Here is a 26159-nt window from a genome sequence, read left to right as displayed (position 1 = left end):
TCGAGAGCGGAGACACGGGAGGCGGAAGCGCTTCTGGCTTCACACGAAGGTTTTGGGTAAAACCTCCGGCCCTCCGTTCAGCCCCCAGCAAGGACCGGCAGATTGCGGGCGTCTATAAAGCAAATTGGCTGGAAGGCAAGGGTAACGCATGCTCCGGACAGCGTCCTGGCGTCGCAGGGTTGGAAAAATACCAGGCATCAACTCGTATGCGGGGTACCACCGTTGATCGTTTCGGGGAAGAAGTCCGGAGCCGCCTTACGCTTGCCGAACATCATGTCGTATTGCAGCAGGCGGAAGTCGTTGATCGCCGGATCAACGTCCTTCTGCCGCGCCCAGTCCGGCGTGGCCTCACCTGACGGTGTCAAAAGCAGATTGCGGTCGACGACGCGATAGCGTTCGCGCAGCGCGCCCAGGAAGCCGGTGTAGTAGGGGTGCGTGATCCCGGCCGTTGTCAGGATGTGGTAGGGCAGGAAGGCCGGGCTCACCGCGCCCATATCCTGCGCCGGACCGGTGCGGTTAGACCAGATGACCAGCGGCGTCTGATGATGCTCCAGTGCCGCCTCCGGCGTCGGTTCCTTGCGCGGCGCGACATTGTCCTTCAGGTAACCGGTTTCGACATAGACGGGGCCGAGCGGCGGCAGATGGTCGCCGAAGAAGGCGATGACCGTCGGCCGCTCGCGCTTCTTCGCCCATTCGATCAATCGTTCGAGGCCACGGTCGGCATCGGCGGAGCCTTCGGCGTAGCTGAGCAGCGATTCCCGCGCCCATGTGCTGATCGGTGCCGCGACCTTGTGGGTCGGATTGTAATAGCGGTACGGCTCGTAGGGACCGTGGTTCTGCAGGCTGACGGCGAAGAAGAACACCGGCCGCTCGCTGGCGTCGGCCTCTGCGATGATCTCGTCGGTCATCGACGCATCGGAAGCCAGCGGCCCGCGCTTTTCCAGTGGCGGCAGCGTCTCTTCCGAGCGGAAATCGTTGAAGCCGAAATCGGCATAGACGGCGCCCCTGTTCCAGAACCAGTTGGTGCCCGGATGGATGGCGCGCGCCCGGTATCCCTCGCTTTTCAGGAAGGTCGCCAGCGACGGCGTCGGTGTGCGCACATATTGCTGGTAGGGGATCGAGCCCGCCGGCAGGAAGGCATTGGAAAAGCCGGTCAGCGCCTCGAATTCGATGTTGGCGGTCATGCCGCCGAATTCCGGCGAAAACATATAGCCGGAACGCAGCGCCCGCACATTGGGGATCGGGTCAGGCGTGATTGTGACGCCGGGCAGCTTGGTCGGATCCCAGAAAGATTCGCTCATCACCACGATGATGTCGGGTTTCTCATCCGGTACCGAGGCCGCCACAGCAGGCCTGTCGATCGCGTCGATCGCCTTGTCGGAATAGCCCGCCGGCGCCGAGACATGCGCCATCGGCACGTTGAGCGCGAAGGCCAGCGCAAACCCGTTGGAGGCGTAGTTCTCCTTCTGGTCCCACATGATCGGGATGATCTGCAGCCGGTCGCGGGTCCACGAGAAGGTGGCGTAGTCCATGATTGAGACGAAGAAGGCGAGCAGCGGCACTGCCAGCGTCAGCCGCGCCAGCCGCCCTTTGCGGCTGAGGATCGGAACCTTGCGGCGCCACAACCGCCAGCCATAGATCAGCAGCGACAGGCCGGCGACGATGCCGACCGCCATGGCGAGCGCCGTCCAAGGCCGTTCGCGCACCAGGAGCGGCATCAGTGCCATGATCTGGCGCGAATAAAGAAAATCGGTTGGGTAGAGCGGATCGCCGAGATAATGCGACTTCTGATGCCCGACAAAGGCCAGCGCCAGCGTCAGCGGCGCCACGATCATCAGGCTCTGGTGACTGCGGCCAAGCACGGCGTCCAGTCCCATCAGCACCAATGCAAAGACAATGATGGTGGTCCAGCCCGGCTTGAATGGCTGCAGGAAGAAGTCGACCGTGCCGAAGAAGTCGCCGCGCACGATCCATTCGATGGCGAACACCAGGATGGCGGAGGCAAGCAGCGTGACCAGACCGTAGCGGATGACCGGCCATCTGCGCCCCGGCAGGTAGCCGGTGGACGGATCGTCTTCCAAGAACTGTGGCGCGGGTACGGCCGCGCCCTTCCTGATCCTAGCCACGTCTCTTCCCCCGGCCCAAGCAACGCGTATTTCCACTCGCGCCACCGTTCTGTCATAGAACTGTCATGCAAAAGCTAGCGCCTGTGGCGAAAATAAGAAGAGCCAGCAAACGATTCGTGAGCGGTTTTCATCAGGTGTGATCGGCAAAAAGCCTTTGGGAACAGGGACTCGGGGTCAGCTCCGGTTCAAGCGAGAGCCGAAATACCCCCTCCGGGCTTGACTTGGCGGTCCGCCTTGCGTCACAGGCAGTAAAAATCAGCCGCTGGAGAGCGCCCAAATGGCCGTCGCATTCACCTTTCCGGGACAGGGCAGCCAGGCTGTCGGCATGGGCAAGGACCTCGCCGACGCCTTCCCCGAGGCACGCAGGGTGTTCGAGGAAGTCGATGATGCGCTGGGCGAAAAGCTGTCGAAACTGATCTGGGAAGGCCCGGAAGAGGCGCTGACCCTGACTGCCAATGCCCAGCCGGCGCTGATGGCGGTCTCGCTGGCGGGAATCCGCTCGCTGGAAGCGCGCGGCTTTTCGCTGAAGGACAAGGTTGCCTACGTTGCCGGTCATTCGCTCGGCGAATATTCCGCCCTTGCCGCGGCCGGTTTCGTTTCGGTCGCCGATGCTGCCCGGCTGCTGCGCATCCGCGGCAACGCCATGCAGGCGGCGGTGCCGGCCGGCGAGGGCGCCATGGCGGCGATCATCGGACTGGAACAGCCCGACGTCGAAGCCGCTTGCACCGAGGCCGCAACGGGATCCGGCAAGGTCTGCCAGATCGCCAACGACAATGGCGGCGGCCAGCTGGTGATCTCCGGCGCCAGGGCGGCGGTGGAACTCGCCGCGAAACTGTGCACCGAAAAGGGCGCCAAGCGGGCGCTGATGCTGCAGGTCTCCGCACCCTTCCATTCGGCGCTGATGGCGCCGGCGGCCGATGTCATGCGCGAGGCGCTGGCCGGCGTGACCAAGAATGCACCGGTCGTGCCCGTCGTCTCCAACGTCACTGTAGCCCCGACCAGCGACCCCGACGAGATCGCGCGCCGCCTGGTCGAGCAGATCACCGGGCGCGTGCGCTGGCGCGAAACGGTGGAGTGGTTCGGCGCCAATGGCGTCGCCACGCTCTATGAGATCGGCGCCGGCAAGGTGCTTTCCGGCCTGGCGCGGCGGATCAACCGCGACATCGCCACATCGGCCGTCGGCACGCCGGCCGAAGTCGAGGCGGCGCTGGCCGCGCTTGCATAATCCACTGGCGATTCAACCCCTCCCGTGGGAAGGGTGTTCTCTTAAGATCAGGAGACGAAAATGTTCGAACTGACCGGCCGCAAGGCGCTCGTCACCGGCGCATCGGGCGGCATTGGCGAGGCGATTGCCCGGGTGCTGCATGCGCAAGGCGCCATTGTCGGCCTGCACGGCACCCGCATCGAGAAACTGGAGACCCTGGCCGGCGAACTCGGCGACCGGGTAAAGCTGTTCCCGGCCAATCTTGCCGACCGTGACGAGGTCAAGGCGCTTGGCCAGAAGGCCGAAGCCGAACTCGAAGGCGTCGACATACTGGTCAACAATGCCGGCATCACCAAGGACGGCCTGTTCGTGCGCATGGCGGACGCGGATTGGGACAGCGTGCTGGAGGTGAACCTCACCGCCGTGTTCCGGCTGACCCGCGAGCTGACCCATCCGATGATGCGCCGCCGCCATGGCCGCATCATCAACATCACCTCGGTGGTCGGCGTCACCGGCAATCCTGGCCAGACCAATTATTGCGCCTCCAAGGCCGGCATGATCGGCTTTTCCAAGTCGCTGGCGCAGGAGATCGCCACCCGCAACATCACCGTCAACTGCGTCGCCCCGGGCTTTATCGAATCGGCCATGACCGACAAGCTCAACGACAAGCAGAAAGACGCGATAATGGCCGCGATCCCGACGCGCCGCATGGGCACGAGTGTTGAAGTGGCGTCGGCCGTCGCCTATCTCGCCTCCAACGAGGCAGCCTACGTCACCGGCCAGACCATCCATGTCAACGGTGGCATGGCCATGATCTGACAGGATATTGCCGGGTGATAAGAAGACATGGCCGGCTTGTGAAAAGAGACCATTTCGCCTTGGACCTCAGCCATTTTTCGTGTAATGCGGCCCGCAACCCGGCGGTTCGGGCAAAAACCGGTCCGGCATCGTTGCGTTTCCGGCAGGACCATCTTTCAGCTTGATTAGCGGCATTCTGCCCGCTAACGAAGACAGACAAACAAAAGACGAGGATGCCCCAAATGAGTGACACCGCAGAGCGCGTCAAGAAGATCGTCATCGAACATCTTGGCGTCGATGCCGACAAGGTGACGGAGCAGGCGAGCTTCATCGATGATCTGGGCGCGGACAGCCTCGACACGGTCGAACTCGTCATGGCCTTCGAAGAAGAGTTCGGCGTCGAGATTCCGGACGATGCGGCCGAGACCATCCTGACCGTCGGCGATGCCGTGAAGTACATCGACAAGGCTTCAGCCTGACACTATCCGCAGTCATCACCGGGGAGGACCTGCGATGAGGCGTGTCGTCGTCACGGGCCTTGGCCTGGTTTCGCCGTTCGGCATGGGCTTCGAGCACAGCTGGAAGGAACTTCTGACCGGCCGCAGCGCCGCCAAGCGCGTCACCGAGTTCGAAGTGGGAGATCTTGCCTGCAAGATCGCCCACGTCATTCCGCGCGGTGACGGCACCAACGGCACGCTCAATCCCGAAGCCGTGCTCGAGCCCAAGGAACTGCGCAAGATCGGCGACTTCATCCTTTACGGGATTGCGGCCGCCGACGAAGCGCTGAAGGATTCCGGCTGGGAGCCCAGCACCGAAGCCGAGCGCTGCGCCACCGGCGTCATGATCGGCTCCGGCATTGGCGGCCTCGAGGGCATCGCCGAGAACGCTATCATCCTGAAAGAGCGCGGACCGCGCCGTATCAGTCCATTCTTCATTCCCGGCAACATTATCAACCTGGTATCTGGCCAGGTATCGATCCGGCATGGGCTGAAAGGCCCCAACCACGCCGTCGTCACCGCCTGCTCGACCGGCGCGCACGCCATTGGCGATGCCGCCCGGCTGATCATCTTCGGCGATGCCGACGTGATGCTGGCCGGCGGCGCGGAATCGCCGGTGACCAGACTATCGCTTGCCGGCTTCGCTGCTTGCCGGGCACTGTCCACCGACCGCAATGACACGCCTGAGAAGGCCTCGCGTCCCTATGACCGCGACCGTGACGGCTTCGTCATGGGCGAGGGCGCCGGGGTCGTCGTGCTGGAAGAACTCGAACACGCCAAGGCGCGCGGCGCCAAGATCTATGCCGAGGTCACCGGCTACGGCCTGACCGGCGATGCCTATCACATCACTGCACCGGCCGAAGACGGCGACGGCGCCTTCCGATGCATGACGGCGGCGCTGAACCGGGCCAAGCTGACGCCCGCCGACGTCGACTACATCAACGCGCACGGCACCTCGACCATGGCCGACACGATCGAACTCGGCGCCGTCGAGCGGCTGGTCGGCAACGCCGCCTCGAAAATCTCGATGTCGTCGACCAAGTCGTCGATCGGCCATCTCCTGGGTGCGGCGGGTGCCGCCGAGGCGATCTTTTCGATCCTCGCTATCAGAGACAACATCGCGCCAGCCACCATCAATCTTGACAACCCGGAACGCGAAACCGCGATCGATCTTGTTCCGAACACGCCACGGCATCGCCAGGTCGACGTGGCGCTGTCCAACTCCTTCGGCTTCGGCGGCACCAACGCTTCGCTGGTATTCCAGCGTTATACAGGCTGATTGCGGTATCGACCGGCGCGCCAGCGGTCTGTCGTCAATTTTGCCATATTCAAGCCTACTCTGCCGCTGGGGATTCGTCGCATCGGCCTGAAACCGAAGGCGCTTTTTTTAAAAGCACGATGCGTAGGCTTGAAATGTTAGGGCACGCTGTGCGTCCAATCGGGCGCATGGTCGCTCTAAGAGATCAGATGGTAGGGCGCTAATGAACACCAATCCGGGCGGCAGCGGACAATTCGGACAAAACCAGCAGACCGGCCCGATCGTGCCGAAGACCGCGGCCGAAGCTTTGCGCCCGGAAGCCGGCACACCACCACCAAAGCGCTCGCGCGCCTCGCGCAGCCAAGTCGTGGTGTTCATGAACTTCGTCATCTCCGCGGTGATGTTGATGATCCTCGCCGCCGGCGTTTCGCTCTATTTCGGCAAGCAGGCATTCAACGAACCGGGCCCGTCGGTGGCCGGCGACACCTTCCTGGTCAAGCCGAGCACCGGCGTCCAGGATATTGCCGACCAGCTCGAACGGCGTGGGCTGATCAGCGATGCCCGCATCTTCCGCATCGCCGTGCGGGTCTATGGCAATGATTCAGCGCTGAAGGCAGGCGAATACGAGATAAAGCCGCGCGCCTCCATGCGCGACATCATGGAGCTTCTGAAGAGCGGCAAATCGGTGATGTATTCGCTGACCATTCCCGAGGGCCTGACGGTCGAGCAGGCGCTGCAGCGCATCGCCGAGCAGGATGCGCTGACCGGCGACATGCCGGCCGCCAAGCCGGCTGAGGGCAGCCTCGCCACCGACACGCTGCGCTTTACCCGCGGCGCCACGCGCCAACAGATGGTCGACAAGCTGCTCGCCGACCAGAAGAAGCTGGTCGACGAGGTCTGGCAGCGGCGCGCGCCCGACCTGCCTCTGGCCAATGTCGACGACTTCGTCACCTTGGCCTCGATCGTCGAAAAGGAAACCGGCCGGGGCGACGAGCGCTCGCGCGTTGCCGCCGTCTTCCTCAACCGTCTGGCCAAGGGCATGCGGCTGCAATCCGATCCGACCATCATTTACGGCCTGTTCGGCGGCAAGGGCAAACCCGCCGACCGGCCGATTTATCAATCTGACATCCAGAAACAGACGCCTTACAACACCTATCTGATCAATGGCCTGCCGCCGACGCCGATCGCCAATCCCGGCCGCGCCGCGCTCGAAGCCGTCGCCAACCCGTCGAAGACCGATGATCTCTATTTCGTCGCCGACGGCACCGGCGGCCACGTCTTTGCCACCACGCTTGCCGAGCACAATGAGAACGTTGCCCGCTACCGGGCACTGCAGAAGAAGCAGGCTGAAGACGCCGCCAAGGGCGCCAAGACTCCGGGCCAGACCGATGCGCCGGCGGATGGCGACGACAACGGTGACGCAAGTGGCGATGCCGGCGATACGGGTGCCGCCCAGTAGCAGGCCGGCGCTTTCAGACGGATCGACCTTAAGCGACGCGGACAGAGGCGGACGCGCTGCTGCTTTGAACGAGTAGCGGGGTTCGAAGCGTTTTCGGTCTTGCTCGGGTGCCTCTGAATCTCGATTTCAGCCCTGCGAGATCGAAACGACAGCGGAAATCAACATCTTGCCGGTATTGCGATTCTGACATTCGCGCTGCCCGTGATATCGAACGCATGCGCAATTGTTAGAATCGGACCATCAGGGAGACACGAGCCGCATCATGAATTTGCAGAGCATGACCGGATTTGCACGCACTGTTGCCGAACATGACGGCGCCTCGATCGCCTGGGAGGTCAAGTCGGTCAACGGCAAGAGCGTCGAGGTCAGGTTGCGGCTGCCGCAAGGTTTCGAGCGGCTCGAACCGACTGTGCGGCAGACGCTGCAGAAGCGCTTTTCGCGTGGCAATTTCCAGGCGACGCTGACCGTCGGCCGCGCCGCCGGCCAGCAGGCGCAGCCAGTGGTCAACGAAGCCTTCCTCAGGGATCTGGCGGGCTTGGCCAAGCGGCTGCAGGACCAGTTCGGTGTTGGTCCGGCAACTGCCGACGGTCTGCTTTCCCTGCGCGGCGTGCTCGATATCCCTGAAACCAGCGAAACCGAGGAGGTGCGGGCAGCACTCGACGCGTCAATCCTGTCGGCGCTGGAAACGGCGCTTACAGGCCTCGAGCAGGCACGCCAGAGCGAGGGCGAAGCGCTGCGTTCGCTGCTTTCCGGCCATATCGACGCCATCGAGGCGTTGACGCTTCAAGCCGAGGCCGACCCGTCGCGCGAGCCGGCGGCAATCCGCGAGCGGATCGCCGAACAGGTGCGGCTGCTGATGGATGCGTCGGCCAATCTCGATGCCGGCCGGCTGCACATGGAAGCGGCGTTCCTGGCTACCAAGGCCGATATCCGTGAAGAGATCGACCGGCTGAAGACGCATGTGGCGTCGGGCAGAGCGCTGCTGGCAAATGGCGGCGCCATCGGCCGCAAGCTCGATTTTCTGGCGCAGGAATTCAACCGCGAATCGAATACGCTGTGTTCCAAGTCGAACGCCGCCACTGTCACCGCCATCGGGCTGGAACTGAAGGCGGTGGTCGACCAGTTTCGCGAACAGGTCCAGAATCTGGAGTAAACCCGAATGGGTGGCAAGGAGCCGATGGTTGCCAGGGATCTCGGATCCCGCATTCGCCGCCGCGGGCTGATGCTGGTCCTGTCGTCGCCGTCGGGCGCCGGCAAGTCGACGATCGCGCGCAACCTGCTGGAAAGCGACGGCAGCCTGGAATTATCGGTCTCGGTCACCACCAGGCCACGCCGCGGCTCGGAGATCGAGGGCGTCCACTATCACTTCCGCACCACGCGCGAGTTCGAGCGGCTGCGCGATTCCGACGCGTTGCTCGAATGGGCCGAGGTGCACGGCAATTGCTACGCGACGCCGCGCGAGCCGGCCGAACTGGCGCTGGCGCAGGGCCGTGACATGCTCTTCGACATCGACTGGCAAGGCGCCCAGCAGCTCAAGGAGAAGATGCGCGCCGACATCGTCTCGATCTTCATCCTGCCGCCGTCGATGAAGGAATTGAAGTCGCGCCTCAAGCGCCGCGCCGAGGACCAGGAGCACGTGATCGAGACCAGGCTGAAGAACGCCCGCAACGAGATCGAGCACTGGAAGGAATATGACTTTGTCATCGTCAACGACGATCTCGACCGCGCCTTCGCCGAAGTGCGTGGCATCGTGACGGCGGAAAGGCTGCGGCGCGACCGGCGGCCCGGGCTGTTCGATTTCGTCTCGGGGTTGCTGGACGAGAAGACTGAGTAGCTCGTCCACCGCTGGCAATCTAAATTAGCCGCATCATCTGCCTGGCAGATCGTCCGGCCAACGCAGCGCTCCGTGAAGCACGCGCGGGATTCGAATCGTGCTGTTGGTCAGCTGATAGGCCGCGACATATGGCGTGCCGACGATGACGATCTCTCGTGTCCCTGCACGCCTGCCGATCCGGCCGCTTTGGGGAAGTCCGAAGACGGTTGATTGCGGCGACGATCCGCTCATCGGTGGCGATCGCGGCCGCAGGATTGTCGGCCTCGATATGCGCGAAGATGCCGTCGCGATCTGAAAGCGCGAATGGCGACCAGACGATCTTCAAGATTTAGGTTCACCCGAACGCCGCGCCGCGGCGCGTCTCTCGGCAAAATGCGCCTCGACTTGATCATCAGGAATGTCTGGTCGGGTGTCGTCGAGCGCTTCGCGAACCTTGGCGCGAAACCATAAATCATACGCCTCGTTGTTTGTGACGAGATCGATGGGCAGCGCACCCTCGTTGGCGGTTCGGGTGAGCAATATCCGCACCGCATCCGAGACCGTCAGCCCCATGCTTTCGAGCACCGCCGAAGCTCGATCCCGGATGTCGGCGTCGATACGCGTCTGGACCAGTGCATTTGCTGGCATGGCAATCTCCTTCGACGTCAATGCAATTCGTTTGAATGACGATTGCTAGGCCGCGCCAGTGCCGCCGGTCAAACCGCGTTTGTCAGCCGCACGAATTCCTCGACGCTGAGCGTCTCCGCACGCCGGGTCGGATCGATGCCGGCGCGCGTCAGCAGTGCCTCGCCACCCAGGCTCTTCACGCTCTGCCGCAGCATTTTCCGGCGCTGGCCGAAAGCGGCTTCGGTGACGCGACCGAGTTTTTTCACGTCGGTTGACAAAGGGCTGGCGCGCGGCACCAGATGCACCACCGAGGACGTTACCTTGGGTGGCGGCGTGAACGCTTGCGGCGGCACGTCGAAGGCGATCCTCGCCTCGGTCCGCCAGCCCGCCAGGACGCCGAGCCGGCCATAAGCATCGCTGCCGGCACCGGCGACAATGCGCTCGGCCACCTCGCGCTGGAACATCAGCGTCATCGATTGATAGAAGGGTGGCCAGTCCGCCACGGTCAGCCAACGGATCAACAGCTCGGTGCCGATATTGTAGGGCAGGTTGGCGGCAATCCTCACGGGGCCGCTGCCTTGTGACGCGGCTTTGGCAAGAGTGGCAAAATCCGTCTTCAACGCGTCGCCGCTGATCACCTCGAGCCGGCCCGGATAGTGGTTGGAGACCTCGGCCAAGGCGGCAAGGCAGCGTTCGTCGCGCTCGATGGCGACAACGCGACGGGCACCGGCAGAGAGCAGCGCCCTGGTCAGCCCGCCGGGGCCGGGGCCGACCTCGATGACCGTGCTGTCGCTGAGGTCGCCGGCTACCCGCGCGATCTTGCCGGTCAAATTGAGGTCGAGCAGGAAATTCTGGCCAAGCGCCTTCTTTGCCTGCAGTCCATGGCGCTCGATCACCTCGCGCAGCGGCGGCAGCCCGTCAATGCTCATGAATTTTGGGCTCATGATTTTTGGCTCATGCAACTGCGGGCTTTGCGCCGGTATCGGCCAGCCGGCGGGCCAGCTTCAGCGCCGCGATCAGGCTGTCGGGACGTGCGATGCCCTTGCCGGCGATGTCGAAGGCTGTGCCGTGATCGGGCGAGGTGCGGATGAACGGCAGGCCGAGTGTGACGTTGACCGCCTCGTCGAAGGCCAGCGCCTTGGCCGGGATCAACGCCTGGTCGTGATACATGCAGATCGCCACGTCATAGCCGGCGCGGGCGCGCGCATGAAACATCGTATCGGCCGGCAGCGGCCCGAAGGCATCGATGCCTTGCGCCCGCAACATGTCGACCGCAGGACGAATGATGCGCTCGTCCTCTGTTCCCATGGCGCCGCTTTCGCCGGCATGCGGATTGAGGCCGGCAAGCGCGAGCCTCGGCCTGGCGATGCCGAAACGGCGTGCAAGATCGCCGGCGGTGATGCGCGCGATGGCAACGATCAGCTCCGTCGTCAGCGTCTTCGGCACCTCGGCCAGCGCGATGTGGATGGTGACCGGAACGGTGCGCAATTCGGGGCCGGCGAGCAGCATCACCGGCGTCACCGTGCCGCCGGTGTGGAGCGAGGCCAGATGCGCCAGATATTCGGTGTGACCGGGAAAGCCGAAGCCGGCATCGTAAAGCGGCTTCTTCGCGATCGGACAGGTGACGACCGCGGCCGCGTGACCGGCAAGGCAGTCGGCGACGGCGCGATCGATGGCCTCGATGATACCGGCGGCATTGGCCGGGTCGGGCCGGCCGGGATCGTCGGCGAAGTGGGCCGCCAGCGGCACCACGGGCAAGGCGTGTTGAAAGACACCAGCCGCTTGGGCCGGCACCGTCTCGGCGATTGCCACCGCCGCGCCGAGCCGGCGCGCCCGCGCGGCAATCAGCGCCGGATCGGCGAGAAGATAGAAGGGCGCGGCACCGGAACCGCGGGCGCTCTGCCACGCGGCAATGGCGATTTCCGGACCGACGCCGGATGGATCGCCGACGCTCAGCGCCAGCGGAAGCTCTGTCTCACGCACGGCTGGGCCGGTTCAGCGCGTAACGATCTTGGCTTTCGCCTTCAGCTCTTCGACATATTTGGCCGAGAGCTCGTCGGCGTTCTTGTCGCCGCTGCCTTCGCTCTGGAACACCATCTGGGCCGCCTTGTCGTCGGAAACCTCGCGCGACGAGCAGATGCCGATGAACTCGATGCCGCGATCGGTCTCGCGCACGGCCGTGGCGCCGCCCAGCTTGGTGGCCTTGATCTGCTCGGCCCAGTCCGGCGGCAGTTGTGGCGCCAGCAATCGGGGGAGGTCGCGAACGGTGACGTCGATCAGGCCCTTGGCGAATTCACGCGTGGTGTTGCAGCCATTGAAGCGGGCGCGCATGGCTTCGGCCTCGCGCTTGCGTTTGGCGAGTGTGGCACTGCGCTCGGCCTTCGGCACCACGAAGATCACCTGCTGCAGCATGTACTCGGTGGCGCTTGGCTTGGCGCCGCCTTTTTCGAGCATGCGCTTGACCAGATCCTGTTCGCTCACCTCCCCGCCGCCGCCGCCGTAGCGTGCGCTCAGCGCCTGGTTCCACGCCATCTGGGAGCGGATGAATTCCTTGAAATGCTCCTTGGTCACGCCGGACTGCGCCATGACACCGTCGAGCTGCTTGAGCTGCATCTTGTTGCTCGAGGCAAAGCGCTGATAGGCAGCCTCTACCTGGGCGTCGGAGATGCGGATGCCGAGACGCCTGGCCTCCGCCATACGCAGCGTCTGGTCGATCATTTCCTGACCCGCGTCACCCTTCTTGCGCTGCAGTTTCAGGAAGGCAGCCCGGTGCGCGATGTCGCCGGTGGTGATCGGCATGTTGTTGACGACATACTTGATTTCACTGGCGAAGGCCGGCGGTACCATCGTGGTGACAGAGACCGAGGTCGCCGCGAACAGGAGCGCGAATCCTGCCGAAAACAGGTATTTCCTCATCGAAAGCATCCAATTCTAGCCCGGTTTTGGCCGATTCCAGCCCGATATTGGCGAAATCCGTGCCCGCTTTATGCGGCAAAACGATGTCGTCAGCCGGCTCTACTGGATGGAGTCGATCGAGCTTTGGGACGAGCCGAAATCGCCGAGCGTGCGGAACGACAGGTTGAAGCCGACATTCTGCGACACTTCCTTGGTGTTGATGTCGCGTGATTCCGAGTACGTCATCAGGTAGGTGAAGCAGGAATCATTGTAGGCAAAGCCGACGCCGTCCTTGACCAGCACGCTTTGTTGCAGGTCGTAGGTGCCGGTGCCGAAGACGCGCCAGTTTTCGGCAAGGTGCGTCGAGGCGCCGAGCGTGACTTCGTGGCGGTCGGTGGTGAAACCATAGAGCGGCTGCGCCTGGATGAAGGCGTATTTGGCGCTCAGCGAAACCGGCAGCCCGGAATAGGCGGCCTTCACCTCGGCACGGCGAACTTCGAAGGTCTGCTCGTCGAAGCGGCCGCTGAGCGAACCGGAGAAGCCGCTCGGGCTGCTGAAGCCGACAAGGCCGACATAGTCGGAGGTCGAAGTCTCCAAGCCGGAATCGGCGCCCGCATTGACCAGATCCGGTGAATCGAACGAGTTGCGCCCGCCCAACTGGTAGGATTGGCCGAAGATCGCGTTGGTGCCCCAGCCATTGTCGTAGGCGCCGGAATAGCGGAACCCGACATTGGCGCGGCTGCCGCCTTCGACGCGGTCGTAGCCGGAGAACTTGTCGCGCTCGAACAGCGTCGTGGCGTCGAAGACGAAGCTCTGTGCATCCTCGTTGGGAACGGCGAGCCCGCCGACATACTGCTCATTCGGGCGCATGAAGACCTGCGCCATCGGCTCGACGATATGGCTGGAGCCGGTCATCGAGAACAGCACCGGCCAGCGCATTTCAAGTCCGGCGGTCGCCATGTACCGGGCGAAGGAAGACCGCATGTCGTCGGCGGCACCGACATTCGTTGCCATCTGGTTTACCGCAGTCAGCGAAGCCGAAGAAGCGTTGAGATAGTCGACGTCGCCCTGCAGAGCCAGAAGGGGCGTCAACTGCAATCCGCCGTCCGTGGTGAAGGTACGCTTCCATTCGGCCTCGGCGGTGAGGCGACCGGATTCGCCCTCGATGCCGCGCACGCGCTGGACGCCTGAGCCCGGCACATAGGGGGTAAAATAGGCCTGATCGAGATCGTCGCGGCGGATGATGCGCGCATTGACGTTGAACGACAGCTGGCCGCCGGCCACCGACATGTCGGGGATGTAGGCATAGTCGAGCGACGGCAACACCCAGGGCTGCTTGTCGCTGCGCGATGCGACGTTGCCGTCCGGTGTGTTCTCCTGAACCTGGAAGCGCATGGCGCGCACATCGAAATAATTGCGGTCGTTTAGGCCGGTCAGGTAGACCGACGATTGATGCACGGCGTCGTTGTAGCCTTCGATCGTATAGGTACGCGAAAAATTCTTGTCGGTCTGAAGCAGGATATCCCAGCCGAAGTCCCAGCGCGGATTGATGGCGAACTGGCCCTTGGTGCCCATCATGCCGCGGAACTTGTTCGGATCGCCTGCTGGCCCCGAATTGACATTGTAGCCGCCGGGGAAAGCCGCGAAATCACGGAAAGCGCCAGGGTCCTGCTGGTTGATTCCGGCAAGCTTCAGCGTGTACTGGCCATTGTTGAAGCGCTGGCGCCACTCGGCCTCGCCGAGGAAACCCTGCTTGGTGTAGCCGCTGCCGGTAACGGTGAGGTCGTAGGTCGGCGACAGGGCAAAATAGTAGGGGACTTTGACGCCGACGCCGAGACGGTTGTTGTAGCCGATGCTGGGGATCAGGAAACCGCTTTTGCGCTTGACCGTAGGGTCGGCGATCTCGAACGCCGGCAGGTAAGCCAGCGGGAAACCGAAGAATTCGAAATTCGCATTCTCGAAGCGAACCGTCTTCTTTTCGCCGTTCCAGATGATCTTCCTGGCTTTGATCCGCCAGGTCGGCGCCTTGTCCGGCTTGTCTTCGCAAGGCTCGCAGGCCGTATAGACGCCGTTGTGGAACGTCGTCAGCACGCCGCCCATGCGCTCGGCGCTTTCGGCGGCGAAATAGGCTTTTTCGGGCGTTTCGACGCGCAGCGCATTGACGAAACCGTCAGCGAAATCGTCGGTAATATCGATATGCTGCGAGTTGATCTTGGTGCCGTCGCTGTTGACGATCTCGACATTGCCGCTGGCAACCAGCCGCTTGGTGTTTCGATCATAGACGACGCGCTGGGCGACGAGCTTGTTGCCGCCATAGTCGATCTGGACGCCGCCGATGGCGGTGACCGTCTGGTTGTCATTGTTATAGACGAGCGTGTCTGCCGCCAGCAGCATCTGGGAGCCGGACGGAACCTTCGTTGCCACGTCGGTAACGTCCTGCGCCAGCGCAGGGGCCGTCAGCACGCCGCAGGCGAGCAGGCATGCCAAGGCGCTCGCCGAATAGAGGCGCGCCAAACCGGCCTGCCTATGGCTGCGCAAAGCCGCCTCCCTCACTAGCCGTCTTCCTTGTATAGCAGGAATGTCACCCCAAAGAACATAGCCACGACAACCGGAACCCATGCAGCCACGGCTGTGGGCACGAATCCCGCAACGCCGAATGCCTTGACCAATACCGAAACGACATAAAGCAGAAAGCCGGCGAGGACGCCACCCAGAATCATCGTTGCCGACTGCCCCATCCTCGCAAATCGCATTGAAACTGTTGCCGCAATCAGCGTCATGGCCACAAGCAGGAACGGTAACGCCACCAGCGAATCGAACTGCATGGCGAAGGCATTTGCCTTGAGGCCGAAGGAGCGGGCAACCTCAATCTTGCCGGGAAGGTCGTAAAACGGGATGGTTTCGGGGCGCGCCAGCCGTTCCTGCACGAATTCCGGCTTGAGGTTGGTCGGCAACTGGTCGGTCGTTTCGGAACGGATGTTGCCGTCCTTGAACACCTTGACGTCCTGCAATTCCCAGTAGCCGTCGCGCAGAAAGGCCCGCGCCGCGTCCTTGCGCTCGACGATATTGCCCTGCGGATCGAGGACGAAGAACACGGTGTCGGCCATTTCCAGGCCCTGGTTCAGGATGGCGCGGGCGCCGATGATGGTGTCGCCGGAGTTGGTTTTCTGGCGGATCCACGGCGTGGCATCGGCCGCCACCACGTTCGAATTGCCGGATCGCAGCTGGTTTTCCATCTGCTCCGACCATGAGAAGCCATGCGCGGCGATCGGATTGAGCACGCCGACCGACAATATGCCGAATAACAGCGCACCGATGCAGCAGGGCAACAGAAACTGCCAGGCCGACACTCCGGCCGAGCGCGCAATCACCAGCTCGTATTTTCGGTTGAGCGAGACCAGCGTCGCCATCGCCGAGAACAGGCCGACGAACGGCACCGTCTGCAGCATGATCATCGGCATCCTCAGCGCCGAGATCGCGACCGCCGTGCCGTAGGTGAAGCCCGGCAGGCCGGTGATGCGGCCGGACAGCTCGGTGAAGTCGATCAGGAACACCAGCGCCAGAAGGCCGATGAAGAACCAGATCGTGATCGACACGTAGCGAAAGAAGAAGTAGCGGCCCAGGGTCCAGCCCATCGTCAGGCTCCCTGGCCGGATGTGTAGCGCCGATTGAGGCGCAGCTTGAGCGCCGTCCAGCCATCGCTGACGCGGCCGGCGAAATTCGTCATCCAGTCGGCCCAGCTGCCGGGCAGTTCCATGCTTCGCGAGGTGACGATGAACCAGATGGCGACCGCCGAGGCGATGACCGGCACGCCATAGACCATATAGGCGTATTGCGGGATCTTGTCGGCCTTGCCGGCGGCAAAGAAGCCCAGCCAGCGCACGAACAGCGCAATGGCGATGGCTGTGATCAGCGGGTGGATGCGCGCCTCGCGGTGTGAGCGCGCATCGCCTGCCACGGCCAGCGCGATCAGCGCGAACACCAGCGAATAGGACCATTCGGAAAAGCGTTGGTCGAGCTCGGCCTTGTAGGCGCCGGGCCTGCGCTGGAAGATCTTGTCGTTCGGATCCGGGTTGAGCAGGTATTGCGTCGTTCGGTCCTTGGGCAGGAGCATGATATCGTTCGCCGCCGACATGAAGGCGGAAAGGTCGAAGGCGTAGGACGTGAAGCGGATGACCGACAGGTCGCCGGTCAGCGTCTTGCGATGAATGACGCCGTCATTCATCATCAGCACCTTCTCGTCACCCTTTTCGACGACGCTGCCGCTCTTGGCATAATAGATCAGATTGGCGCCTTCCTCGCGCGAATCGGCCACGAAGATGCCGCCGAGCCGGTTGTCCGGCAGCCGCTCGCCTATCTGCAGGAACAGCCCGTCGTCGATCTTGCGGAACGTGCCTTCCTGGATGATCAGCGACAAGAGATCGGCGCGCGAGGATGCGATCAGCTGGCGGTTCTTCTGCCTGGCATAGGGTTCGACGCCATTGTCGACCGCGAAGGAAAAGACGCTGGCCGCCAGCGCGATCAGCAGGACCGGCCGCACAATCGTCCAGCGCGAGGCGCCGGCGGCGTTGATGACGGCCAATTCCGAATCGGAGTTCATGACGCTGAGCGTCTGGGCAACCGCCACCACCAGGGCGAACGGGACCACGATCGGGATGATGGTGGGGATGATGAGGCCCGCGACCTCGAAAAAAGTCAGCGCCGATTGGCCACTGTCGGTGACCAGGTCGATGCGGGCAAGCACCTGCGTCGTCCAGACAATGGCCAGCGTCCAGATCAGCGCAGCGAGAAGCACCGCCAGTGCGCGACGCATGATGTAGCGTTCAACGACCTTCATGTAAGGCTTTTCTCAATTTGCCGAACGGCATCATGCCCGCGGACAAGGTAGTCGTCCGGCTGCGGCTGTACAACTGGGTGCGTTTGGCCATTTCTTTCAGGCGGTTCGATCCGATTCTCCGTCCCACATCGCCCGTCCCGCAGGCCGGAGTGTCGGCGGCAATGGATAAGAAAGGGAGAACATCGATGGTTAACAACAGGTTGCGGCAGGAAAGCGGGGCCGTGCCGCGACGAATCGTTATCGATTCCGCTGCGCATATGAGCCCTGATTCCGGCAAAGTCTTGCCAAATCAAGGAAAACGACCAAATGTCGCGCATCTTCCCTGAGAATGCATTTTTCCTGAAAATCTGAGCCGTTTCCCGAAAGCAGGACCTGATGACTTTGAGACCATTGATCGCCTTCGCCAAATTTGCCGCACCCAAAAAGGGCAGCATCTTCGTGCTGGCGGCCGACGATGGTGGTCTTGGCGAACCGGCAAAGGCCTGCGACCCGGCAGGAACGCTGGCGCGGGCGTTTCCGGTGGCGGAGTTTTCCGGCAAATTCGCCGGTGTCGTCGAAGTACTGGCGCCGCAGGGAACATCGCTCGACCGACTGGTGGCGGTCGGCGCCGGCAAGGTCGCCGGCCTCGATGGCTTTGCCTGGCTGAAGCTTGGCGGCACCATCGCCGCGTCCCTGCGCAAGGCAGCGGAGGTGGCCGTCATCCTCGATGTGCCGGGCGCAAAGATTGGCGGCAGGCAAGCGGCGAACCTTGCCGCCGGCATCATTCTTCGCAGCTACTCCTTCGACAAATACAAGACCAGGAAAGACAAGGACGATGCCGAGCCGAAGAAACCGGTCAAGGTGACCATCCACACCGCCGATCCTGCCGCGGCGAAAAAGGCCTTCGCCGACGAGGTTGCGGTCATCGACGGCGTGCTTCTGGCGCGCGACCTTGTCAACGAACCGGCCAATACGCTCGGCCCGATCGAATTCGCCGCCCGCGCCAAGGAACTGGAAGCGCTCGGCGTCGAGGTCGAAATCCTCACCGAGAAGGAAATGAAGAAGCTCGGCATGGGCTCGCTCCTCGGTGTCGCGCAAGGCTCGCCACGCGGCGCCCGGATGGCTGTCATGCAATGGAAGGGCGGCAAGGCCAAGGACGCACCGGTCGCCTTCGTCGGCAAGGGCGTCACCTTCGACACCGGCGGCAATTCGATGAAACCGGCTTCCGGCATGGAGGACATGAAGGGCGACATGGGCGGCGCCGCGGCCGTCATCGGGCTCATTCAGGCGCTAGCCGCGCGCAAGGCCAAGGCCAATGTCGTCGGCATCGTCGGGCTGGTGGAAAATGCCGTCGACGGCCATGCCCAGCGCCCCGGCGACATCGTCACCTCGATGTCGGGTCAGACCATCGAGGTGCTCAACACCGACGCCGAAGGACGCCTCGTTCTGGCCGACGCGCTGTGGTATTGCAACAACCGCTTCCAGCCGAAATTCATGGTCAATCTGGCGACGCTGACCGGCGCCATCATGGTCGCGCTCGGCCAGCACTATGCCGGCCTGTTCTCCAACAATGACGAACTGTCGGACAGGTTGACGGCGGCCGGCCAGGCGACGCAGGAGCGGCTGTGGCGCATGCCGCTTGGGCCCGAATACGACAAGCTGATCGATTCCAAGAACGCCGACATGAAGAACATCGGCGGCCGCTATGGTGGCGCCATCATCGCGGCGCAGTTCCTGCAGCGCTTCGTCAAGGAAACGCCGTGGGCGCATCTCGACATCGCCGGCACCGCGATGGGCTCTCCGCCGAGCGAGATCAACCAATCCTGGGGTTCGGGCTTTGGCGTCAGGCTGCTCGACCGGCTGGTGCGCGACAATTACGAGGGATAAGGCAGGGCATGGCCGATGTCCTGTTCTACCACCTGACCGAATCGACGCTGGAGGATGCGCTGCCCGGCCTGCTCGAGCGCAGCATCGATCGCGGCTGGCGCGCCGTGGTGCAGACCGGGACCGAGGAGCGGCGCGACGCCCTCGACCAGCATTTGTGGACGTTCAGGGACGATTCGTTCCTCGCGCACGCGACCGACCGTGAAGCCCATCCGGCCGAACAGCCAATCCTGCTCACCACAAGCGACGGCAACCCCAACCAGGCGCAGATACGCTTCCTCGTCGATGGCGCCGCTCCCGCCGCTCTCGCCGGCTACGAACGCGCCGTGTTCCTGTTCGACGGCCACGATGCGGCCCAGGTCGAAGGCGCGCGGATGCATTGGAAGACGTTGAAAGAGGCCGGCCACGCGGTCACCTACTGGCAGCAGACGCCCGACCGGCGCTGGGAACGCAAGGCGTAAGCGCTTTTGCCGGCGCGTCTTGAAAACGACGCTGTTATCGCCGAACGATCCGACTTAGGAATTGCGAAAAGCGCAACTCAAGCGGCGGGCTGAGAATGCGGATCAGGATCATCGGAACGGGGCGGGCCGTGCCGGCTCGATGCGTGACGTCGCGCGCCCTCGATGCGCGGCTGGGGTTTGGCGATGGACATTTCGAGGCCGCGACCGGCGTCATCGAACGCTATGTCTGCGAGGCCGAATCGCAGGTCGACCTTGCTTGTGCCGCAGCCCGTCTGGCGCTTGCCGATGCCGAACTTGAGGCAGGCAGTGTCGATCTGGTCATCGGCGGTTGCGGCGTGCCTTACCAGCCGTTGCCGTCGACGGCGCCGCTGGTCATGCAGCGCCTCGGCCTTGCCGATGGGTCGGCGGCCGCTTTCGACGTCAACAGCACCTGCCTCGGCTTCCTCACAGCCTTCGAGACCGCGTCGCGCCTGATCGAGGCCGGGCAATGCCGGACGGCGCTGGTGTTCTCGTCTGAAATCGCCTCGCGCGCCCTGCCGTGGCAGGACCAGCCGGAAATTGCGGCCCTCTTCGGCGATGGCGCGGCGGCCGCCGTGCTGCAACAGGCCCCAAGCGAGGGTCGGGTCGCGGCCAACCTGATGCGCACCTACCCTTCCGCCTATGAGGCCTGCAGCATCGGCTCCGGTGGCACCCGGTTCGACTTTCATCGTGAGCCCGAGGAATTCGCCCGCCACAGCCTGTTCCACATGGAGGGTAAGGAACTGTTTCGCGTCACGTCACGCCATTTCAACGGCTTTGTAGCGGAGTTGCTCGATCGCGCCGGCTGGCGGCACGACGATGTCGACCTCGTCGTGCCGCATCAGGCAAGCCCTTTCGCGCTCGCCCACATGGCGCGCCAGACCGGCTTCGCCAGGGAAAAGCTCGTCGACATCGCGGCGCGCTACGGCAATCAGATCGCCGCTTCCATCCCCTTTGCGCTCGACGTCGCGCGCCGCGAACAACGCATTGTGCCCGGCGCCAAAGTGCTGTTCCTCGGCACCTCGGCCGGCGTGTCGTTCGGCGGCATGGCGCTGGAAGCATGACCGTGGGACGCGTCCTCGTCACCGGCGCCAGCGGCTTCCTCGGCGCGCATGTCATGGCGCGGCTGGCTGCACTGGGTACACCGGCGCTGGGTCTTGGCAGGGACGCCAAACGCTGCGCGGCGCTCGAAGCCGCTGGTCATCGGGTCGTTCGGCTCGATTTGTCTCAACCGTTCGATGCAGCTGCCGCGCGCGCTCTCTACGGAGTCGATGCGATCATCCACTGCGCGGCACTTTCCGCGCCCTTCGGCAGGTTGGCGGATTTCCAGACGGCAAATGTCACAGCTACCCGCAACCTCAGCGATTTCGCGCGCGGGCAAGGCGTGCGCCGCTTCGTCCATATCTCCAGCCCGACGGTCTGTTTCGCCTATCGCGACCAGCTCGGAGTTTCCGAGAATGCGGCCTTGCCCCCTCCGGTCAATCACTATGCCCGCACCAAGCGGCAGGCCGAGGAGATCGTGCTGGCGGCGCCTGAGATCAGCCCGGTGGTGCTGCGGCCGCGCGGCCTCTACGGTCCCGGCGATCGCACGCTGCTGCCGCGTCTGCTGCAGGTGGCACGGCAGCGCCCGCTGCCGCTGTTTCGCGACGGCAAGGCGCGCATCGATCTCACTTATATAGAGGATGTCGTCGATGCGGTGCTTGCCGCGCTGTCCGCCGGGAGCGCTGCCGAGGGACAGATATTCAACATCTCCGGCGGCGAAGTGGTGCCGGTCCGCCGCATTGCCGAGGCGGCCTGCGCCCGCGCCGGCGTGCAGCCGCGCTGGCGCAGAATGCCGCTCTGGCCCGCCATGCTGACGGCCGGGATAGCGGAGGCGGTAGCGAATATATTGCCCGGCCGCCCGGAACCGCCGGTGACGCGCTACGGTCTTGGCCTGTTCGCCTATGCGCAGAGCCTCGATCTTTCCAAGGCAGGCCGCATCCTCGGCTGGGCGCCGAAAGTGTCGTTCGAGGAAGGGCTCGATCGCACATTCGGCAAGGCGATGGAAAGCAGGAGGGCAGCGTGAAGATCGTCTTCGCCAACAGCGCCTCTGTCAGCGCAGCCGAGCGCCTGATCCTGCGCGGCGGCAGCTGGGCGAAGGTCAGGCTACGTGTCCGCTACGGCCTGATCATGCATCCGCGAGCCGGCCCCGTCCTGATCGATACCGGCTACACGCCGCATGTGACACAAGGCAGTGGGCGCAGCACGGCGCTGCGTCTTTACAGTGCGATCCTCCGGCCCCAGCTCAACGAAGCCGAGCAGCCGCTCGCGGTACTGGCGCGCTTCGGCCTCTCGCCGCAGGACGTGCGCACCGTCATTGTCACGCATTTCCATGCCGACCACATGTCGGGCCTGTCGCTGTTTCCCAACGCTCGGCTTATCGCCAATGACACCGCCTGGGCGCGGGCGAAGGCCAAGACTTCCCGGCAGAATCTGCGCCATGGCGTCTTCAAGGAACTGTTCCCGTCTGACTTCGAGGCCCGACTCGACGGGCTGTCGTCGAAGCGGCGGATCGAACCTCGCGGCGGCGTGCCAGGCGGCGCCGATCTGTTCGGCGACGGCAGCGTCGTCGCAGTCGATCTGCCCGGCCATGCCGATGGCCAGTTCGGCCTTTTGTTCCCCAATCTGGAGCGGCCGCTGCTCTACGCCGTCGATGCGCAATGGCTGATCAGAGCATTGGTGGAAAACCGAACTCCCGGTCTGCCTGCAACCCTGCTGGCCGAGGATGCCGCCGCGATCGAGCCGACCAGCGTAATGTTGCGTCGGTTTCTGGCGACCGGCGGCGAGGTTGTTCTTTGTCATGATCCGGCGGTGACGGCCTACGATGTGGCCGGAGAGAGCGCGTGAACGGGCCGGCCGAAGCGATCCGCTCGTTTGCGCTGACGCAATGGGTTTCGCGCAAAAGCCGCGAGAGTTTCGAGCGCTGGCAGGCGCAAGCCTTGCGCCGCTTTCTCGACCGCGACCTGCCGCGCGCGCCGTTCTACGGCAAGGCGCCGCGTCTTCTCGGCGACCTGCCGGTGACCGACAAGGCGACGGTGATGGGCAATTTCGAGCGCTTCAACATTCATGGCGTCTCGGCCGCCGAGGCCTGGAAGGCGCAGGCCGGCGATAGCCGCATTGGCGAGCTGACTGTCGGCTCCAGCACCGGCACGTCGGGCAATCGTGGCCTGTTCGTCATTTCCGAGGCGGAAAAATACCGCTGGCTGGGCACCATCCTGGCCAAAGCCGTGCCCGATCTGCTCTGGCGCCGGCAGCGCGTTGCGGTGATCCTGCCGCAAAACACCGGGCTCTACGATAGCGCGCGCAAATCGCGGCGTATCGACCTGCGCTTCTTCGATCTGACGCGCGGTCCGGAGAGCTGGCGCGGCGCTCTCGAAGATTTCGCGCCGACGGTGATCATCGCGCCGCCGAAGATGCTGCGGCACTTCGCGGCCGAGGGCTTTAGGCTCAAGCCGCAGCGTGTCTTCAGCGCCGCCGAAACGCTCGACCCGGTTGACCGGCCGGTCATCCAGGCATTCTTTGGTCGTCAGCTCGACCAGATCTACATGGCGACGGAAGGGCTGTTCGCCGTCACCTGCCGCCAGGGCGGGCTGCATCTGGCCGAGGATTCGGTGTTCTTCGAGTTCGAACCGGCCGGCGACGGCCTGGTCATGCCGCTGATCACCGCCTTTCGCCGCCGGACCCAGATCATGGCGCGCTACCGGATGAACGACTTGCTGCGGCTGTCCGAAAAGCCATGCCGCTGCGGCTCGCCGCTGCGCACGCTGGACGAGATCGTCGGCCGCATGGACGACGCTTTCCGGCTCGCCTCGCCGCACGGGCAGCTCCTCGTCACGCCCGACATACTACGCAATGCGGTGCTCAAGGCCGACCGGCGCATCGACGATTTCCGCCTGGTCCAGACCGCTGAAGATGCAATCGAACTCAGCCTGGCCCCCGGGCTTGCCGACGAAGCCGCCACCGCCGCCCATCAGTCCGTGCGCAATTTGCTGGCGGCGCGCCAGGCGACAGCTTCGGTCAGCCTTGTTCGCAGGGACCTGCCGTTGGAGACCGGCCGCAAACTGCGTCGGGTCGAATGCCACCTGGGAGCGGCATCATGAACCGGCTCGCTATGTTGCCACTCGATCAGACGAACCGGGTAGAAAACAACCCGCGTGAGGTCGAAGCCTTCGTTCAGCTTTTCAACGAGGTGCCGGTGCGCGACCTCGTGCGCAATCTGACAGTGGCTGTCGAAACCTTCGAGATCGCCGGCCGCTCCTTTCCGCTGACGCTGAACGACAGAGGCGAAGCGCCGAACTGCTACATCTGCTGCCCGTCCAGCGCCTATATCGACTATGCCATCGACGAGACCCGCAATTTCGTCTCCTCGCCCTTGCTGCAAAAAACGATGCGGATGCTGATCGGCCTGTGCGCGCCGCTGGTCAGGATGAGCGGCCTTGACCATCAGGTTCAGGTCAACAACTGGCTCTATTCGACCAATCCGGTGCCGCTGCTCGATCGCAACGCGGTCGCGGCGATGCGCGACGATCTCACCGCGCGTTTTCCCGATCGCGCTGTTCTCATCCGCTCCCTGAACGAGATCGCCGATCCCTCGACAATCGCAGTGCTGAAGGCGGAGGGTTTTCGAATGCTGGCGGCGCGGCAGATCTACATCTTCGCAGGCGACGGTTCGGCCATGACCAACGACATGAAGCGCGACCGCAAGCGGCTGCCCACGACGCCTTTCGAGCAGGTCGGCAATGGCGACTTCACCGAGGCCGACTATGCGCGCGCCGAAGCGCTCTACCGGATGCTCTATCTCGACAAATACACGCCGCTCAACCCGCACTACACGGCCCGCTATATCGGCGAGACGCACCGTCGCGGCATCCTGCAACTGGCAGGCCTGCGTCGTCCCGGCGGTGAACTGGTCGCCGTCGCCGCTTTGTCTCAGAACGGCAGGACACTGACGCAGCCCATCGTCGGCTACGACACCGGCCTCCCGGTGAGCGAAGGCCTTTACCGCATGATGATGGCGCTGGCGCAGGATCATGCGATGGCGCACAGCCTGTTCTTCAACATGAGCGCCGGTGCCGCCGCCTTCAAACGCTTGCGCGGCGCCGTGGCGACGGTGGAATACAACGCCGTCTATGCTGCCCATCTGCCGCGCCGCCAACGCATGGCGGTGCGGATCATGGAATTTGTGCTCGCGAAGATCGGCATTCCCCTGCTCAGGAGATTTGAACTTTGAGCGACACCCGGCAGCAGAAAGACAAAGACTATTGGCAGGCGGTGATGCGGTCTGCCGACATCAAAGCCAAGCCGAAGCGCATCCTGTTCGACGGCGCGCCACTGGTGCTGTTCCGCTCGGCGAAAGGCATTGCCGCCCTCTTCGACCGCTGCGCTCACCGCCTGGTCGAACTCTCGACCGGCAAGGTCGTCGGTGGCGAGATCGAATGTCCCTATCATGGCTGGCGCTACAATGGGGAAGGGCGCTGCACCGCCATTCCCGGCCATGTCGTCGACGTCCCGCATTACCGTGTCCGCCGCTACAGCGCGATCGAGCGCGACGGCGTCGTCTTCGTCTCGGCAGGCACGCCTGAGGGCGAGCCCTATCTCCATTGCATGCAAGGCAAGGATGTCGTCGTGAAGCGGGTGCGAAGCTCGGCGCGATCGACGGTGCTCGACGCCGCCGAGAACATTCTCGACGCCACTCACACCCACTTCACCCACAAGGGTGTGCTGCGCGGCCTGACCACAAAGCGCCATCTCGTGCGCGTCGAGGTGACCGGCGGCAAGGGCTGGGTCGAAAGCTGCTACACCGGCGAGGACCGCCAACAGGGGCTGGTCAGCCGGCTGCTGGAAGGCGAGCGCGCCAGGACCATCGGCCGCTACCGCCATCCCGGCATCGTCGAACTCGAATATTGGGGCAAGGGCGGCTTGGCGCTGGCGACCACTTTCCATTTGCGTCAGGCGGACGAACGGACCGTCGAAGGCGTCGGCTGGCTGATCGGCCCGCGACAGGGCCTGTTCGGCGAACTCAAGGCGCTTGCTTTCCGGCCGCTCTTTGCCTTTGCCCTGCAGCAGGATCGCCGTGTGCTGAAATCGGCCAGCGACAACGCCGGTATATCGCCGCAGGTTCAGCCGGCGATCGGCCCGCTGGATTTCCTGCGCCGCGACATAGCGGCGATCATCGACGGCAAGATGCCACCGGCGGCGGCAGAGCCGCGGGTGCACCAAATCGAGTTGTAATCTAAAGTTCACGGCACTTGATTCCAGTTCTGC

At 63.8% G+C, this 26159-nt stretch carries 25 protein-coding genes; 16 read left to right on the top strand and 9 right to left on the bottom strand.

The genetic code is table 11. The features are described 5' to 3' along the window. Positions 1–197: 197 nt before the first annotated feature. Positions 198–2126: an LTA synthase family protein gene (locus NKL04_RS14925; RefSeq protein ID WP_023695600.1), complete on the bottom strand. Its 1929-nt coding sequence runs from the start codon at positions 2124–2126 to the stop codon at positions 198–200. A gap of 277 nt (positions 2127–2403) precedes the next feature. On the opposite strand from NKL04_RS14925, the gene fabD reads away from it, so the two are divergent. The 7 genes from fabD to gmk all read left to right on the top strand — a co-directional run bounded on the left by fabD (position 2404) and on the right by gmk (position 9176). Further along, positions 2404–3351, top strand: a complete 948-nt coding sequence (fabD, locus tag NKL04_RS14920) for an ACP S-malonyltransferase (protein ID WP_023695599.1) — start codon at positions 2404–2406, stop codon at positions 3349–3351. A 60-nt stretch (positions 3352–3411) separates the two neighbouring features. Further along, positions 3412–4149, top strand: a complete 738-nt coding sequence (fabG, locus tag NKL04_RS14915; protein WP_023685686.1) for a 3-oxoacyl-[acyl-carrier-protein] reductase — start codon at positions 3412–3414, stop codon at positions 4147–4149. 221 nt (positions 4150–4370) lie between these two features. Continuing rightward, on the top strand, positions 4371–4607 hold the full coding sequence (locus tag NKL04_RS14910; RefSeq protein ID WP_006203723.1) for an acyl carrier protein: 237 nt from the start codon (positions 4371–4373) through the stop codon (positions 4605–4607). Positions 4608–4641: 34 nt separating this feature from the next. Then, the gene (gene fabF, locus NKL04_RS14905; RefSeq protein WP_023702951.1) at positions 4642–5904 is read left to right on the top strand and encodes a beta-ketoacyl-ACP synthase II; all 1263 of its coding nucleotides are present in this window, start codon (positions 4642–4644) and stop codon (positions 5902–5904) included. Positions 5905–6106: 202 nt separating this feature from the next. Then, positions 6107–7342, top strand: a complete 1236-nt coding sequence (gene mltG, locus NKL04_RS14900; RefSeq protein WP_023702950.1) for an endolytic transglycosylase MltG — start codon at positions 6107–6109, stop codon at positions 7340–7342. A gap of 262 nt (positions 7343–7604) precedes the next feature. Further along, complete coding sequence (locus NKL04_RS14895) at positions 7605–8495, top strand: YicC/YloC family endoribonuclease (protein WP_023695597.1); 891 nt, start codon at positions 7605–7607, stop codon at positions 8493–8495. Between the two features lie 6 nt (positions 8496–8501). After that, entirely contained in the window at positions 8502–9176 is a 675-nt protein-coding gene (gene gmk, locus NKL04_RS14890; protein ID WP_023672729.1) for a guanylate kinase, read from the top strand. Between the two features lie 19 nt (positions 9177–9195). On the opposite strand, the gene NKL04_RS14885 is transcribed toward gmk, so the two are convergent. The 8 genes from NKL04_RS14885 to lptF form a co-directional block, all read right to left on the bottom strand. Next, the gene (locus tag NKL04_RS14885; protein WP_502903340.1) at positions 9196–9501 is read right to left on the bottom strand and encodes a type II toxin-antitoxin system RelE/ParE family toxin; all 306 of its coding nucleotides are present in this window, start codon (positions 9499–9501) and stop codon (positions 9196–9198) included. After that, the gene (locus tag NKL04_RS14880) at positions 9498–9803 is read right to left on the bottom strand and encodes a type II toxin-antitoxin system RelB/DinJ family antitoxin (RefSeq protein ID WP_023689109.1); all 306 of its coding nucleotides are present in this window, start codon (positions 9801–9803) and stop codon (positions 9498–9500) included. Before NKL04_RS14880 ends, NKL04_RS14885 begins: the two co-directional genes overlap by 4 nt. A gap of 68 nt (positions 9804–9871) precedes the next feature. Continuing rightward, positions 9872–10711 carry a 16S rRNA (adenine(1518)-N(6)/adenine(1519)-N(6))-dimethyltransferase RsmA gene (gene rsmA, locus NKL04_RS14875; protein WP_023695595.1) on the bottom strand — a complete coding sequence of 280 codons (840 nt, stop codon included), beginning with the start codon at positions 10709–10711 and terminating at the stop codon, positions 9872–9874. Between the two features lie 25 nt (positions 10712–10736). Further along, complete coding sequence (pdxA, locus tag NKL04_RS14870; RefSeq protein ID WP_023702948.1) at positions 10737–11765, bottom strand: 4-hydroxythreonine-4-phosphate dehydrogenase PdxA; 1029 nt, start codon at positions 11763–11765, stop codon at positions 10737–10739. A gap of 12 nt (positions 11766–11777) precedes the next feature. Further along, a complete protein-coding gene (locus tag NKL04_RS14865; protein ID WP_023702947.1) occupies positions 11778–12707 on the bottom strand; it encodes a peptidylprolyl isomerase in 930 nt (309 codons plus the stop codon). A gap of 90 nt (positions 12708–12797) precedes the next feature. Next, positions 12798–15230: an LPS-assembly protein LptD gene (locus tag NKL04_RS14860; protein ID WP_352723800.1), complete on the bottom strand. Its 2433-nt coding sequence runs from the start codon at positions 15228–15230 to the stop codon at positions 12798–12800. Beyond that, a complete protein-coding gene (gene lptG / locus NKL04_RS14855) occupies positions 15230–16312 on the bottom strand; it encodes an LPS export ABC transporter permease LptG (RefSeq protein WP_023702945.1) in 1083 nt (360 codons plus the stop codon). The genes NKL04_RS14860 and lptG overlap by 1 nt, the downstream gene beginning before the upstream one ends. Positions 16313–16314: 2 nt before the next feature. Beyond that, entirely contained in the window at positions 16315–17514 is a 1200-nt protein-coding gene (gene lptF, locus NKL04_RS14850) for an LPS export ABC transporter permease LptF (RefSeq protein WP_023702944.1), read from the bottom strand. 32 nt (positions 17515–17546) lie between these two features. On the opposite strand from lptF, the gene NKL04_RS14845 reads away from it, so the two are divergent. The 9 genes from NKL04_RS14845 (at position 17547) to NKL04_RS14805 (ending at position 26126) form a co-directional block, all read left to right on the top strand. Continuing rightward, positions 17547–17840, top strand: a complete 294-nt coding sequence (locus NKL04_RS14845) for a hypothetical protein (protein ID WP_155923279.1) — start codon at positions 17547–17549, stop codon at positions 17838–17840. Between the two features lie 49 nt (positions 17841–17889). Then, on the top strand, positions 17890–19380 hold the full coding sequence (locus NKL04_RS14840) for a leucyl aminopeptidase (RefSeq protein ID WP_031209896.1): 1491 nt from the start codon (positions 17890–17892) through the stop codon (positions 19378–19380). Positions 19381–19388: 8 nt separating this feature from the next. After that, entirely contained in the window at positions 19389–19838 is a 450-nt protein-coding gene (locus tag NKL04_RS14835; protein WP_023702942.1) for a DNA polymerase III subunit chi, read from the top strand. Positions 19839–19981: 143 nt separating this feature from the next. Next, positions 19982–20920 carry a 3-oxoacyl-ACP synthase III family protein gene (locus tag NKL04_RS14830; protein ID WP_245271483.1) on the top strand — a complete coding sequence of 313 codons (939 nt, stop codon included), beginning with the start codon at positions 19982–19984 and terminating at the stop codon, positions 20918–20920. Further along, positions 20917–21921, top strand: coding sequence for an NAD-dependent epimerase/dehydratase family protein (locus NKL04_RS14825; protein WP_023702940.1), 1005 nt, complete (start codon positions 20917–20919; stop codon positions 21919–21921). The genes NKL04_RS14830 and NKL04_RS14825 overlap by 4 nt, the downstream gene beginning before the upstream one ends. Next, positions 21918–22742, top strand: coding sequence for an MBL fold metallo-hydrolase (locus NKL04_RS14820; protein ID WP_023702939.1), 825 nt, complete (start codon positions 21918–21920; stop codon positions 22740–22742). The genes NKL04_RS14825 and NKL04_RS14820 overlap by 4 nt, the downstream gene beginning before the upstream one ends. Then, on the top strand, positions 22739–23995 hold the full coding sequence (locus NKL04_RS14815; protein WP_023689100.1) for a F390 synthetase-related protein: 1257 nt from the start codon (positions 22739–22741) through the stop codon (positions 23993–23995). Before NKL04_RS14820 ends, NKL04_RS14815 begins: the two co-directional genes overlap by 4 nt. Next, complete coding sequence (locus NKL04_RS14810) at positions 23992–25125, top strand: GNAT family N-acetyltransferase (RefSeq protein ID WP_023702938.1); 1134 nt, start codon at positions 23992–23994, stop codon at positions 25123–25125. The genes NKL04_RS14815 and NKL04_RS14810 overlap by 4 nt, the downstream gene beginning before the upstream one ends. Next, entirely contained in the window at positions 25122–26126 is a 1005-nt protein-coding gene (locus tag NKL04_RS14805) for a Rieske 2Fe-2S domain-containing protein (RefSeq protein ID WP_023702937.1), read from the top strand. Before NKL04_RS14810 ends, NKL04_RS14805 begins: the two co-directional genes overlap by 4 nt. The last annotated feature ends 33 nt before the right edge of the window (positions 26127–26159 follow it).

The sequence above is a fragment of the Mesorhizobium sp. C264A genome (assembly GCF_040324515.1).
Classification (GTDB): Bacteria; Pseudomonadota; Alphaproteobacteria; order Rhizobiales; family Rhizobiaceae; genus Mesorhizobium.
Note: the sequence above shows the minus strand (reverse complement) of the source record. Positions and strands in the feature narration are given on the sequence as shown.

Coding starts and splice junctions, on each gene's coding strand:
- fabD (WP_023695599.1), top strand. CDS start 2,404: ATGGCCGTCGCATTCACCTTTCCGGGACAGGGCAGCCAGGCTGTCGGC.
- NKL04_RS14840 (WP_031209896.1), top strand. CDS start 17,890: ATGACTTTGAGACCATTGATCGCCTTCGCCAAATTTGCCGCACCCAAA.
- NKL04_RS14880 (WP_023689109.1), bottom strand. CDS start 9,803: ATGCCAGCAAATGCACTGGTCCAGACGCGTATCGACGCCGACATCCGG.
- NKL04_RS14895 (WP_023695597.1), top strand. CDS start 7,605: ATGAATTTGCAGAGCATGACCGGATTTGCACGCACTGTTGCCGAACAT.
- NKL04_RS14810 (WP_023702938.1), top strand. CDS start 23,992: ATGAACCGGCTCGCTATGTTGCCACTCGATCAGACGAACCGGGTAGAA.
- fabG (WP_023685686.1), top strand. CDS start 3,412: ATGTTCGAACTGACCGGCCGCAAGGCGCTCGTCACCGGCGCATCGGGC.
- mltG (WP_023702950.1), top strand. CDS start 6,107: ATGAACACCAATCCGGGCGGCAGCGGACAATTCGGACAAAACCAGCAG.
- lptF (WP_023702944.1), bottom strand. CDS start 17,514: ATGAAGGTCGTTGAACGCTACATCATGCGTCGCGCACTGGCGGTGCTT.
- NKL04_RS14865 (WP_023702947.1), bottom strand. CDS start 12,707: ATGCTTTCGATGAGGAAATACCTGTTTTCGGCAGGATTCGCGCTCCTG.
- rsmA (WP_023695595.1), bottom strand. CDS start 10,711: ATGAGCATTGACGGGCTGCCGCCGCTGCGCGAGGTGATCGAGCGCCAT.
- gmk (WP_023672729.1), top strand. CDS start 8,502: ATGGGTGGCAAGGAGCCGATGGTTGCCAGGGATCTCGGATCCCGCATT.
- lptG (WP_023702945.1), bottom strand. CDS start 16,312: ATGGGCTGGACCCTGGGCCGCTACTTCTTCTTTCGCTACGTGTCGATC.
- NKL04_RS14825 (WP_023702940.1), top strand. CDS start 20,917: ATGACCGTGGGACGCGTCCTCGTCACCGGCGCCAGCGGCTTCCTCGGC.
- NKL04_RS14835 (WP_023702942.1), top strand. CDS start 19,389: ATGGCCGATGTCCTGTTCTACCACCTGACCGAATCGACGCTGGAGGAT.
- fabF (WP_023702951.1), top strand. CDS start 4,642: ATGAGGCGTGTCGTCGTCACGGGCCTTGGCCTGGTTTCGCCGTTCGGC.
- NKL04_RS14845 (WP_155923279.1), top strand. CDS start 17,547: ATGCCCGCGGACAAGGTAGTCGTCCGGCTGCGGCTGTACAACTGGGTG.
- NKL04_RS14910 (WP_006203723.1), top strand. CDS start 4,371: ATGAGTGACACCGCAGAGCGCGTCAAGAAGATCGTCATCGAACATCTT.